The organism is Rhodococcus sp. P14, from assembly GCF_000256505.1.
Lineage (GTDB): Bacteria > Actinomycetota > Actinomycetes > Mycobacteriales > Mycobacteriaceae > Rhodococcus > Rhodococcus ruber.
Genome location: NZ_AJFC01000114.1, coordinates 69,484 through 81,293 on the forward strand (window position 1 = coordinate 69,484; position 11,810 = coordinate 81,293).

Annotated in this window: 12 protein-coding genes; 2 read left to right on the forward strand and 10 right to left on the reverse strand. The window is 68.4% G+C overall.

Going from position 1 to position 11,810, the window contains the following annotated elements; translation table 11 throughout:
- Positions 1-127: 127 nt before the first annotated feature.
- A complete protein-coding gene (locus OEY_RS0108020) occupies positions 128-1,234 on the forward strand; it encodes a CaiB/BaiF CoA transferase family protein (protein WP_010593367.1) in 1,107 nt (368 codons plus the stop codon).
- 77 nt (positions 1,235-1,311) lie between these two features.
- Complete coding sequence (locus OEY_RS0108025) at positions 1,312-2,157, forward strand: PaaX family transcriptional regulator (RefSeq protein WP_010593368.1); 846 nt, start codon at positions 1,312-1,314, stop codon at positions 2,155-2,157.
- 37 nt (positions 2,158-2,194) lie between these two features.
- On the opposite strand, the gene OEY_RS0108030 is transcribed toward OEY_RS0108025, so the two are convergent.
- From OEY_RS0108030 to OEY_RS0108075, 10 genes are all read right to left on the reverse strand, one after another.
- Positions 2,195-3,229 (reverse strand): phosphotransferase family protein, encoded by a 1,035-nt coding sequence (locus OEY_RS0108030; protein WP_010593369.1) that lies wholly within the window; start codon positions 3,227-3,229, stop codon positions 2,195-2,197.
- A gap of 76 nt (positions 3,230-3,305) precedes the next feature.
- The gene (locus OEY_RS0108035; protein WP_051009371.1) at positions 3,306-4,157 is read right to left on the reverse strand and encodes an enoyl-CoA hydratase/isomerase family protein; all 852 of its coding nucleotides are present in this window, start codon (positions 4,155-4,157) and stop codon (positions 3,306-3,308) included.
- A 5-nt stretch (positions 4,158-4,162) separates the two neighbouring features.
- Positions 4,163-4,972 carry an enoyl-CoA hydratase/isomerase family protein gene (locus OEY_RS0108040; protein WP_010593371.1) on the reverse strand — a complete coding sequence of 270 codons (810 nt, stop codon included), beginning with the start codon at positions 4,970-4,972 and terminating at the stop codon, positions 4,163-4,165.
- 60 nt (positions 4,973-5,032) lie between these two features.
- The gene (locus OEY_RS0108045; RefSeq protein WP_010593372.1) at positions 5,033-6,223 is read right to left on the reverse strand and encodes a CaiB/BaiF CoA transferase family protein; all 1,191 of its coding nucleotides are present in this window, start codon (positions 6,221-6,223) and stop codon (positions 5,033-5,035) included.
- Between the two features lie 84 nt (positions 6,224-6,307).
- Entirely contained in the window at positions 6,308-7,258 is a 951-nt protein-coding gene (locus OEY_RS0108050; protein WP_010593373.1) for an EamA family transporter, read from the reverse strand.
- A 5-nt stretch (positions 7,259-7,263) separates the two neighbouring features.
- Positions 7,264-8,049, reverse strand: coding sequence for an enoyl-CoA hydratase-related protein (locus OEY_RS0108055; protein WP_010593374.1), 786 nt, complete (start codon positions 8,047-8,049; stop codon positions 7,264-7,266).
- Positions 8,050-8,113: 64 nt separating this feature from the next.
- Positions 8,114-8,971, reverse strand: a complete 858-nt coding sequence (gene menB / locus OEY_RS0108060; RefSeq protein WP_029539943.1) for a 1,4-dihydroxy-2-naphthoyl-CoA synthase — start codon at positions 8,969-8,971, stop codon at positions 8,114-8,116.
- A gap of 111 nt (positions 8,972-9,082) precedes the next feature.
- On the reverse strand, positions 9,083-9,841 hold the full coding sequence (locus tag OEY_RS0108065) for an SDR family NAD(P)-dependent oxidoreductase (RefSeq protein ID WP_010593376.1): 759 nt from the start codon (positions 9,839-9,841) through the stop codon (positions 9,083-9,085).
- Positions 9,842-9,896: 55 nt separating this feature from the next.
- Positions 9,897-10,820 carry a hydroxymethylglutaryl-CoA lyase gene (locus OEY_RS0108070; RefSeq protein WP_010593377.1) on the reverse strand — a complete coding sequence of 308 codons (924 nt, stop codon included), beginning with the start codon at positions 10,818-10,820 and terminating at the stop codon, positions 9,897-9,899.
- Positions 10,821-10,850: 30 nt separating this feature from the next.
- Positions 10,851-11,810, reverse strand: a 960-nt coding sequence (locus OEY_RS0108075; RefSeq protein WP_010593378.1) for an acetyl-CoA hydrolase/transferase family protein, incomplete at its 5' end; no start/stop codon positions are given.

Genomic DNA, 11,810 nt, shown 5'->3' on the forward strand with positions numbered 1-11,810 from the left:
CTCGGATTCGTCGATGGATGCCGACAGCGACAAGTCGGTGCTTCGCTGCGACGTCGAGCTAGATAATACTTAATTTGGTAGTTAGTATCCAGAGTTGTCAAACATTGATGCCGTTCGGAGGTAGAAGATGACGCGTGTACTCGACGGGTTGCGGGTGGTCGAGCTGGCCGGGATCGGCCCCTCCCCCCATGCCGCGATGCTGCTGGCCGACCTCGGGGCGGACGTCGTGCGGATCGAACGTCCCGGCGGGGTGAGCCAACTCCTGCCCGTGGAGCAGGACGCCGGCCTGCGCAACCGTCGCTCGGTCCGCGCCGATCTGAAAGATCCCGACGATCTGCAGCGCGTGCTGGACCTCGTCGACAATGCGGATGTGCTCATCGAGGGCTACCGCCCCGGCGCGGCGGAACGCCTCGGCATCGGCCCCGAGGTGTGCCGAGCACGCAATCCCCGACTCGTCTACGCCCGGATCACCGGATGGGGACAGGACGGTCCGCTGGCCCCCTACGCGGGGCACGACATCAACTACCTCGCCCTCACCGGGGCGTTGAACGCGATCGGACGGAAAGGCGAACGCCCGCTGGCGCCGCTCAACCTGGTCGCCGACCTGGGGGGAGGCTCGATGCTGGCGATCACCGGCATCCTCGGTGCCCTCTATGCGCGGGAGCGGTCCGGGCAGGGTGACGTCGTCGACGTCGCGATGGTCGACGGCGTCAGCACGCTGATGACGATGTACTGGACGCTGACCGAAAACGGCCTATGGTCCGCCGACCGGGGAACCAACGTCGTCGACGGCGCGGCCCCGTTCTACGACACCTACGAATGTGCCGACGGGCGGTACGTCGCAGTCGGCGCGGTCGAGCCGGCGTTCTACGCGCACCTGCTCACGGGCCTCGGACTCGACCCGGCACACCTTCCCGATCAATACGATCGCACGGCCTGGCCTACGGTGCGCACTCGGTTCGCCGAGATCTTCCGCGGACGCGATCGCGACGAATGGGTGGAGCACTTCGCCCCCCTCGACGCGTGTTTCACGCCGGTGCTCGCCCTGGACGAGGTCGCGGCGCACCCGCACATCGCCGCACGCGGGACAGTCGTCGAATCGTTCGGACAGCGTCAGCCGGCGGCATCGCCACGCTTCGCGAACGCGGCGCCGGCCACGTACTCGGCACCTCGCGTGCCCGGCGCGGACACCGACGCCGTCTTGCGCGACTGGGGTGTCGACGGTGCGGACTGATGTGCGACATCCCGCCGCCCCCGCCCCGCCGGGGTCCGGTGTGGCGTTGCTCCGACCGCCTGCGCGACGATGGACCCATGATTGATCCCGACATCGGATCCGCGTCCGACAAGGACGCAACCCCCACCCGCAGCGCCCGATCCGTGCTTGTGACGGTGCTCGGCGAGTTGGTCGAACCATACGGTCGACCGGTTCGTACCGCGGCACTGCTCCACGTCCTGAAGGGACTTGGATTCGGTGAGCCCGCGGCACGGCAGGCTCTGGCCCGCACGGGATCGTCCGGGTTGATCGCCGCCGAGCGGGTCGGTCGGGAGACGTTGTGGCACCTGACCGACGAAGCGCACCGACTGTTCGCCGAAGGCGACATGCGTGTCTTTCCCCCCGATGTCGACGTCACCCAGTGGGACGGCCGTTGGCTGGTGATCAACGTCCCGGTTCCCGAATCTCACCGCTCGAGCCGCAAGAAACTGTATGCGGCATTGCGGTGGGCCGGCTTCGGAAACCCGACCCCCGGGGTCTGGGTGACCCCCCACGTCGATCGCGCCGCGGAGGCCGCCAGGACGATCGAGTCGCTGGGGTTGACCGACAACACGGTCACCTTCGTCGGCCCAATCGGCCAGCCGGGCATCACCGAGGCCGAACTCGTGCGGCGGTCCTGGGATCTCGACGAGGCCGAGAAGGTTTACGACGAGCTGCTCGCCCGGTTCGACGTGCGCGGATTCGCCTCGGACGACGAGTTGCTCATCACCCACCTGCAGCTGGCCGATTCCCTGCGCCGGATGCCCTACCTGGACCCCCGACTGCCCGAGGTCCTGCTGCCGGACTGGGCCGGACTGCGGGCGGCGAAGCGACTGCGCGACCTGCGTACCGAGTGGACGCCGGCAGCGCACGCTCGCTGGCGTGAGATCGCGGGCGTCGGGTAGGGGCCACCGGGTCGGAGCCCGGCTGGTACCGGCCCGATCAGACCCCGGCTACCGTCAGCCCCGCCGCCCGGTGCGCGGCGTCGAGAAAGGCACGCACCAGGGCGCCGTCGCGGTAGTACTGATCCCCGACGCCGGCCACGGCCCGGCGCCGCCCGTACTCGTACAGCACCGCCAGCTTCCACAGGGCCAGTGCCGTGTACCAGTCGAGGTTCGACAGGTCCGCGCCGGTGGCAGCCGCATACCGCTGGGCCAGTTCGTCGCGGGTCGGATACCCCTCCTCGAGGACCGCGACACCGAGATCTTCGGTCGGCGTGCGTTCCTCCCCCTCGACGGGATACGACGCAAGGAAATACCCCAGATCGAACAGCGGGTCGCCGATCGTCGCGAGCTCCCAGTCCAGCACCGCCGCAATACGTCCCGGCGGGTCAGAAGCGAGGATGACGTTGCCGATGCGGTAGTCGTTGTGGATGATCGCCGCACCGGACTCGGCGGGAACGTGGGCGGCGAGCCACGCATCGATCTCCGCGAACTCCGGCGGCGGCGTCCCGTCCTCGGCAGCCACCAACCGGCCCATGCGGCGCAGATGACGCTCGTTGAAACCGTCCGGCCGGCCGAGGTCACCGAGGCCGGCGGCCCGCCAGTCGACCGCGTGCAGTGCCGCGAGGGTGTCGATCAGCGCCTCACCGATCCGGCGACGGTCGGCCGGCGCGCTCAGCGCGGCCGGGGTCTCGGTGGTGACCACCGGACCGGCGACGTAATCCATCACGTAGAACGGGACGTCGAGCACGTCGCCCGTCTGACCGACGGCAAGAACGGCCGCCACCGGCACGCCGCTGCCGGCGAGTGCACCGACGAGCCGAGCCTCCCGCAGCATGTCGTGAGCACCCGGCGGGACGGGCGGCGGGGGCGGTCGACGGACGATCACCCGACGTACCCCGTCGGACACCAGGAACGTCAGATTGGAATGCCCGTCACCGATACGCGACGTCGTCAGCGGTCCATCTGTGATACCCCGCTCACGCAGAAATCGTTCCAGCGCGCCGAGGGTGTCGGGAGTCCATTCCCAGGTCATATTCTCGCCTCCATCAGATTGTGCCGCCGGCCGCGCCGCCCGGCCCCGATCGCTGCACGCAGTCGTTCGTCGACGTCTACGCCCCGGTGAAACGCGGAGCGCGCTTCTCCTTGAATGCGGCCAGCGCTTCCGGCATGTCAGCGCATCGGGTCAGTAGCGCCTGCCCCCGGTTCTCCAACTCGAGCGCCGCCGCGTACGAGGTCACCTCCTGGTTCCGCTGCAACGCGCGCTTCGACATCCGGATCCCGCCGGGAGAATTCGTCGCGATCGTCTCGGCCAGTGCGACGGCTTCGTCGAAGAGGTTCTCGCTCGGCACCACGCGGTTGGCCAGCCCGATCCGGACCGCCTCCTCGGCGCCGACGAAGCGCGCCGTGTACGCGATCTCCGCCGCCCGGCCCGGCCCGACAAGGCGGGTCAGTTGCCAGGAGGTGCCGAGTTCCCCGACGGACAACCCCACCTTGACGAAGGCCGCGTTGAATTTCGCGGTCGGGGCGACGAGCCGGATGTCGGCGGCGAGGGCGAGCGACATACCGCCGCCGGAGGCAGCGCCGTGGATCGCCGCGATGACCGGGAACGGCAGATGCCGCAGCGCAGCAAGGCCTCCGGTCGCGGTCTCCTGGAATTTCAGGAACTCGCGCACGCCCATTTCGGTGATCACACTGATCTCGTCCAGGTCGAACCCGGCGCAGAACGCCCGCTCGCCCGCACCGCGGATGATCAGTGCCCGCGCGTCGGTGTCGCGCAATGCGTAGGCGGCCGTGTTGAACTCTTCGAACATCTTCACGACCATCGAGTTCATCCGGTCGGGCCGGTTGATCGTGAGAACGGCGATCTTGCCCTCGAGCACCTCGAGGGTGAGGGTCTCCAGCCGGGGTGGCTCGTAGTTGCTCAGCACGGACGTATTTTCCCGCGTGTCCATCTGCGTCATGTCGATCACCGGCCCGTGAACTTCGGGCTGCGCTTGTCCTTGAACGCGGCCAGCGCTTCGGGCATGTCCTCACCACGGGTGAGCAGCGCCTGGCCACGGTTCTCCAGTTCGAGCGCCGCGGCGTAGGACGACACCTCCATGTTCGCGTGCAGTGCGCGTTTCGATAGCTGCACGCCGGCAGGCGAGTTCGCGCAGATGAGGCGCGCCATCACGAGCGCCTCGTCGAGCAGCGACTCGGCGGGAACCACCGCGTTCAGCAGCCCGAGCGACTCCGCCTCGACGGCCTCGATGAATCGGCCCGTGTAGGCGAACTCCGCGGCCCGCGCCGGGCCGATCAGCCGGGTGAGGTGCCAGGAGGCGCCCAGGTCCCCAGCCGAGAGGCCGATTCGCACGAACGCCGCGTTGAACCGCGCGGCCGGCGAGCCGATCCGGATGTCGGCAGCCAGGGACAGGGACAGTCCTCCACCGGCCGCCGCGCCGTTGACCGCCGCGATCACCGGAACGCGGATGTTGCGGATCGCCGAGAGCGCCCGCGCCGCCAGCTCCTGCTGATCGAGCATCCCCATCGGCGTCAACGACGACAGCCCTTCGGCGTCGTCGAGATCGAACCCGCCGCAGAATGCCTTGCCGGCTCCGGTGAGGATCACGACCCGCAGGTCGTCCTCGTGGTCGAGGTGCAACGCCACTTTCTCGAGTTCGACGAACATCGTGTTCGTCATCGAGTTCATTCGTTCGGGACGGTTCAGCGTCACGACGGCGATCCCGGGTTCGGGTCGCTCGAGCGTGAACGTTTCCCATGTCGTGGGCTCGGTCACGGGTTCACTCCTTCTTCGGTCCGGCGGTTCCAGGTGGGCGCCGTGAGTTCGTGTGATCGGTCAGGCTTCGGCGGGGGCGTGTCGTCCCGCGCCCGAGCGCAGCCATTGGTCGGTGCGGTCGGGGTCGATTCCCCAGTCGGTCAGGATCTCGGTGGTGTGCTCCCCCGGAGTCGGCGGACGGCGGTCCACTGCCGCCGCCGTCCGGCTGAATCGGGGCGCGGGGGCCGGTTGGACGAGTCCGTCGACCTCGACGAAGGTCCCGCGGGCGACATGGTGGGGATGCGACGGTGCCTCGTCGACGTCGAGGACGGGCGCGATGCACGGCGTGTGTCCTTCGGCCGCGTCGAGCCACTCCGCGAGGGCGCGGCCCCGTACGGCGTCGCCGAAGACCTTCTTCATCTGCGGCCATTGCGCGCGGTCGTTCTGATCCGGCAGATCGTCGGGCAGGCCCAGCAGGGCTACGAGGTCGGCGTAGAAGTGCGGTTCGAGCGCGCCGACCGAGAGCCATTTGCCGTCGGCGGTCTCGTAGGCGTCGTAGAAGGGTGCGCCGCTGTCGACGAGGTTCGTGCCGCGTTCACGGTTCCACGACCCGCTCTGTGTGAAGCCGAAGAACGGCGTCGCAAGGAGGGCGGCTCCTTCCACCATCGAGGCGTCGATCACCTGCCCGGTGCCCGAACGTTGCCTCTCGTAGAGTGCAGACAGCACTCCCATGGCGAGAAGCATTCCGCCACCGCCGAAGTCACCGATCAGGCTGAGCGGCGGGGTGGGCGGGTGACCGTGGCGTCCGATCAGCGACAGGACACCACTGAGTGCCACGTAGTTGATGTCGTGACCGACGTGCTGCGCGAGAGGGCCGTCCTGCCCGAAGCCCGTCATGCGACCGTAGATCAGCCGCGGATTGCGCTGGGCACAGTCGTCCGGTCCGATCCCGAGCCGCTCGGTGACGCCGGGGCGGAAGCCCTCGATCAGCACGTCGGCGTCCGCTACGAGCGACAGCACCACCTCCGCTCCGTCCGGGTGCTTGAGATCGACGGCAAGCGAACGACGTCCCCGGTGCAGCAGTTCGGTGCGGAACTCTGCATTCGGCCCGACCAACCCTGCGCCGGTGGCGCGGTCGACCCGCACCACGTCCGCACCGAGATCGGCCAGCAGCATGGCGCAGAACGGCCCCGGGCCGATCGAACCGATTTCGACCACCTTCAGACCCGACAGCGGACCCGTGAACGAGCGTTTCGTGCCGTTCTGCGTCATTGCTGCACCTTCCCGAATTTGGTCCGATAATAATACCTTCGCGTTGTTCAGGGAAGCTTCCCAGAACACCCGGAATGCTCCAGCTCAGTCGCGGACCATGCTCGTCTCCCCCGAGCGGTCGGCAGCGCGCCCACGCCGGGACCGAGCCTGCGCACTCACCACCAACACGACGGACACCAGGACCACGACGCCACCGACGACCAGCGCAGGAGTGACCGGCTCGGACAGGACGACGGATCCGAGGGCGACGGCCACCACGGGGTTCACGTACGTGTGGGTGGCCACCAGCGGAAGCGGTGCATGGTGCAGCAGCCACGCGTACGCGGTGAATCCGACGACCGAGCCGAAGACCACGAGGTAGCCGAACGCGCCCCAGGCCCGCAGTCCGATCTCACCTCCGAAGCGCTCGCGGGTAACCACCGACGCCAGCATCATCGCCGCACCGGCCGCCAGGAGTTGATACGTCGCGCCCACGTACACGTCCTGCGGCAACCAGAGCCTCGGCTTGATCCAGGAGCCGAACGACCACGACAGACTCGACAGCACGATGACCGCCACACCGACCAGCGGAAGGCTCGAACGCTCACTTCCGGTCGGCAGCACCAGCACGGCCAGGCCGACGAGGCCCACCCCGACGCCGGCCAGTTCGAGAGCTCGCGGGCGGTCGCCGGACACGGAACGGTAGAGGCAGATCCACACGGGCACCATCGCGACGAGAAGCGCCGTCACTCCGGAGGGCACACCGTGCAACTGGCCCACCGACGTCAAGCCGTTTCCACACGCGAGCAGCAGGACCCCGAGGAACGCGGCCCCGCCGGCCTCACGCCGGGTGACGAGCAGCCGCCTCCAGCCGCCACGGACGGCGAGGAACACGGCCATCAGCAGGGCGGCGAGAAGGAAGCGCGCACCCATCGAGCCGAGGGGCGGCACCTCCTCGATCACCAGGCGGATCGCGAGGTAGATCGACCCCCAGATCAGGTAGACCAGCGACAGTGCGAGTGCGATCGCTCCGCGCCCGGCGGATCCGGACGGCACGGCGCTCAGGCGAAGCGCGGGGTGCGCTTCTCGAGGAACGCGGTGATGCCCTCCTTCGCCTCCCCGCTCTCGAACAGGTCCTGTTCCTGGGCGACCTCGAAGCGGAAGCCCTCGTCGAGCGGCGTGTCGAAGGACGCGTCGACGGTCCGGATGACGGCGCGCTGCGCGGGCAGCGACATCGTGCACAGCTCGGCCGCGAGGGCGAGCGCCGCGTCCGTCGCGCCGCCGGCGTCGACGAGCCGGTCGATCAGCCCGATCGCGTGTGCCTCGTCGGCGGAGATCTGGCGGGCGGTCAGCATGATGTCGAGCGCTCGGCCCCGGCCCACGAGGCGTGGGAGACGTTGGGTACCGCCGGCGCCAGGGATGAGGCCGAGTTTGACCTCGGGAAGCCCGAACTTCGCGTCCGCACCGCCGACCCGCAGGGTGCAGGCCATTGCGAGTTCGAGGCCGCCCCCGAGCGCGAGGCCGTCCACCGCGGCGATCGTGATCCGGTCGGCGGACGCGAGCCGGTCTAGCGCCCCGCGGAGCCGATCGCCGTAGGCGGTGAACGACTCCGCGTCCACTGACGACATGTGCTTGATGTCCGCCCCTGCAGCGAAGAAGCTGGGGATGTCCGATCGGACGACGATCACTTTCACCGAACCGTCGGCATCGGCGGCGTCCAGCGCCGCGTTCAGGCCGTCGATGATCGGCAGGCCCAGGGCGTTCGCGGGCCGGCGCTGGAGCGTGATCGTCATGACACCGGCGTCGACGTCACTCCATGCGACTGCGGGCGTAGCGGTTTCCGACATGCACACCATCCTGTTCGGTCCAACAATGACCCAACCATACTAATTGTTGGACCGAAATGGAAGGTCAGGGCCGACGCGGGAACTTCTCGAACTCAGGCCGGCGCTTCGCCTTGTACGCCTCCCGCCCTTCCTTCGCCTCTTCCGTGGAGTAGAACAGCAGATTCGCATCGTGGGCGAGCTGCTGGATGCCGGCCATGCCGTCCTCCGCCGCATTGAAGCTGGCCTTCATCAGGCGCAGCGCGAAGGGGGAGAGCTCGAGCATCTCGCGGCACCACTGGACGGTTTCGCGCTCGAGATCGGCCAACGGGACTACGGTGTTGACCAGCCCCATCTCCCGAGCCTGCTGCGCGTCGTACTGGCGGCACAGGAACCAGATCTCCTTGGCCTTCTTCACCCCGACCAACTCCGCGAGCAGACCCGCGCCGTACCCGCCGTCGAAGGAACCGACCTTGGGACCCACCTGGCCGAAGCGGGCGTTGTCCGCTGCGATCGTCAGATCGCACACCAGATGCAGGATGTGCCCGCCACCAATCGCATACCCGGCCACCATGGCCACCACCGGCTTCGGCAGTCGGCGGATCTGGATCTGCAGGTCGGTGACGTGGAAGCGCCCCACGCCGCCGGCCTTGCCCGGCTCGGTGAGGTAGCCGGTGTCGCCACGCACCCGCTGATCCCCGCCCGAGCAGAATGCATCGGGCCCCTCCCCGGTCAGCACGATGACACCGATCGAGGAGTCCTCCCGGGCATCGACCAACGCGTCGGAGATCTCCATCAACGTCTGCGGCCGGAACGCGTTGCGCACCTCCGGACGGCAGATCGTGATCTTTGCGATCCCGTCGCCGCTGTGCTCGTACCGAATGTCCGCGTACTCGCCGAGCGAGGTCCATTCCACGAAATCCGTTGTATCGCAATTATTCGTCATATACCGATCATAAGCTCTCCTGCAAACGATCGTTAACGGACCGCGACGCACGACAGCGCGGCCGGATAGGCTCCGGACCGCGCTGTCGGGGTGAGAACCGACCGATGACCGTCAGGCCATCGTCAGACCACCACTGACGGACAAGGTCTGGCCGGTGACGAACTCCGCCTCGTCGGAGGCGAAGAACGCCACGGCGGCGCCGATGTCGGTGGCCTTGCCGAGCCGCTTCATCGGCACCGCGCGGGTCATGCCGGCGATCACCTTGTCGGCTTCCTGGCCGGAGTTGTCGGCGAACTTGCGCAGGGCCGGGGTGTCCGTCGGACCGGGGCACACCGTGTTGGCGGTGACGCCCTTCGTGGCGACCTCCCGCGCGAGGGTCTTGGTGAACGCGATGATGCCGCCCTTGGCACCCGAGTACACCGCTTCGAGCGACGAGCCGACGCGTCCGGCGTCCGAACCGATGTTGATGACGCGCCCCCAGCCCTGCTCGACCATGCCCGGCAGGGTCGCCTGGACGACTCGCAGCTGGCCCTTGAAGTTGATCTCGAGAATCCGGTCCCAGAACGCCTCGTCGGTCTTCACGAACGGCATGAAGTCGTCCCACCCGGCGTTGTTGACGACGATCTCGACGGGGCCGAACTGCTCGGCGACCTGCTTGACCGCCGCCTGCACGGACTCGGTGTCCGTCACGTCGACCGGAACGGCCATTGCCTGGCCTCCGGCCTCGCGGATGGCGGCCGCGGTCTCCTCCGCGGCCTCGAGGTTGAGGTCGGCGACCGCGACGCGGAAGCCCGCGGCACCCAGCGCATCGGAGATTCCCTTGCCGATGCCCTGCGCGCCGCCCGTGACGAATGCGACTCGATTGCTCATGATTTCACTCCGTGTTGTCGGTTCTGATGTCGAAGTCGTACCGGGGACGAGGGCGTCAGCGCACGCCCGCGGCCCACTGGATCGGGCCGGCCACGATCGAGTGGCTGGTGAGCTTGCGGCCCAGCACCTGCTGAGCCTCGCGAGCGGCGTCGATGACCAGGTCGAGGTCGAGGCCGGTGTCCACACCCATTTCGTGGAACATGCTCACCAGGTCCTCGGTGGCGATGTTGCCGGTCGACCCCACCGGGACGGGGCAGCCGCCCAGTTCACCGAAGCTCGACTCGAAGCTCGCGCATCCCGCCTCGAGCGCGGCGAACGCGTTCGCGAGGCCCTGGCCGCGGGTGTTGTGGAAGTGCGCGGTGACCTCGACGCCGGGCAGACGTTCGATGGCCGCGGCGAAGAACTCCGAGGCATAGGCCGGATTGCACATGCCGGTAGTGTCACCGAAGCCGATCTCCGTGGCTCCGGATTCGGCGAATCGCTCCGCCAGGTCCAACACCCGCTTCAACTCCACCTTGCCCTCGAAGGGGCATCCGAACGACGTCGCGATGACCGCGGCGCAGTGCAGGCCCTCGGCGACGATCCGGCGAGCCATGATGTCGTTGTCCGCCATGGTTTCGTCGACGGTGCGGTTGACGTTCTTCTTGTTGTGGGTTTCGGACGCGCTGACGAAGATCGCGACCTCGTGGAAGGTGTCGCGAACCTTCAGCGCGTTGTCCAGGCCCTTGCTGTTCGGCACGAGGACCATCAGCCTCCCGTCGTCGGGCACGTCGATGCGGCTGAGCACCTCCACCCCGTCCGACAGTTGCGGAATGACGTCGGGCCGCACGAAACTGGCGACCTCGATCCGCTTCAGGCCGGCACGACCCAGGGCGTTGATCAGCCGCACCTTGTCGTCGGTCGGGATGGTCTCCGGCTCGTTCTGGAAGCCGTCGCGCGGACCGACTTCTCGGATCTGTACCCGTTGGGGACGCGTCATGGCGTTCACTCCTCGTTTCCGCTCGCTCCGCTACGAAGCAAGGTCGTGCTCGGTCAGTGCGATGTCCAGGTGCTCACGATGTTCCGGGGCTGCGACCGCAATCATTCGTCGGGCCCGTTCCACGAGCGAACAGCCCCGCAGTTCGGCGACGCCGTGCTCGGTGACGACGTAGTCCACGTCGGCGCGCGCCGTGGTGACGGAGCCGAACTCGAGGGCCGGCTTGATCGACGAGCGGCCGCGCGCGGTGGACCGCAGCGCGATGATCGAGCGGCCACCGGTCAGGGCCGCGGCCCGGGAAAAGTCCACCTGGCCGCCGACCGCGCCGACGTAGGCGGCTCCGGCCTGCTCCGCCCCCACCTGCCCGGTGAGGTCGACCTCGATGGCGGAGTTGATCGACACGAGCGCGGTCAACTGCGAGAGCACCTGCGGCGCATGGGTATAGCTGGCGGGACGGAATTCCACCGGCAGATGCGGCAGACGCTCGTACAGGGTGGCCGTGCCCAGCGCCGCCCCGGTGACGTGGCGTCCGACGTCGATCTGTTTGCGCGCACCGGTCAGCACGCCCTTGTCGATCAGCCGCAGCACCGCATCGGAGATCATGCCGGAGTGCAGACCGAGGTCCCGATGTCCTTCCAGGGCCGCCAGCACCGCCGAGGGCAGCGTGCCCACGCCGACCTGGATGGTGTCACCGTCCTCGACGAGGCCGGCGACGTGCCGGGCGATCGCCGTCTCGACGGCGGCGGGCTCACGGTCGGGCGCTTCGAGCAGCGGCCGGTCGGTCTCGACGACCGCCGCGAACCGCGACAGCGGGATCGCGGGTGCACCGTGGGTTCTCGGCATGCGCTGATTGATCTCAGCGATCAGGACGGGGGTGTGCTCGAGTGCGTCGGCGACGTAGTCGACGCCGACGCCGAGCGAGCAGTTGCCGTCGGCGTCGGGAGGAGCGACCTGCACGAACCCGACGTCGCACGGCAGGCGGGGCCCGGCGGA

Coding starts and splice junctions, on each gene's coding strand:
- OEY_RS0108020 (WP_010593367.1), top strand. CDS start 128: ATGACGCGTGTACTCGACGGGTTGCGGGTGGTCGAGCTGGCCGGGATC.
- OEY_RS0108025 (WP_010593368.1), top strand. CDS start 1,312: ATGATTGATCCCGACATCGGATCCGCGTCCGACAAGGACGCAACCCCC.
- OEY_RS0108030 (WP_010593369.1), bottom strand. CDS start 3,229: ATGACCTGGGAATGGACTCCCGACACCCTCGGCGCGCTGGAACGATTT.
- OEY_RS0108035 (WP_051009371.1), bottom strand. CDS start 4,157: ATGACGCAGATGGACACGCGGGAAAATACGTCCGTGCTGAGCAACTAC.
- OEY_RS0108045 (WP_010593372.1), bottom strand. CDS start 6,223: ATGACGCAGAACGGCACGAAACGCTCGTTCACGGGTCCGCTGTCGGGT.
- OEY_RS0108055 (WP_010593374.1), bottom strand. CDS start 8,049: ATGTCGGAAACCGCTACGCCCGCAGTCGCATGGAGTGACGTCGACGCC.
- menB (WP_029539943.1), bottom strand. CDS start 8,971: ATGACGAATAATTGCGATACAACGGATTTCGTGGAATGGACCTCGCTC.
- OEY_RS0108065 (WP_010593376.1), bottom strand. CDS start 9,841: ATGAGCAATCGAGTCGCATTCGTCACGGGCGGCGCGCAGGGCATCGGC.
- OEY_RS0108070 (WP_010593377.1), bottom strand. CDS start 10,820: ATGACGCGTCCCCAACGGGTACAGATCCGAGAAGTCGGTCCGCGCGAC.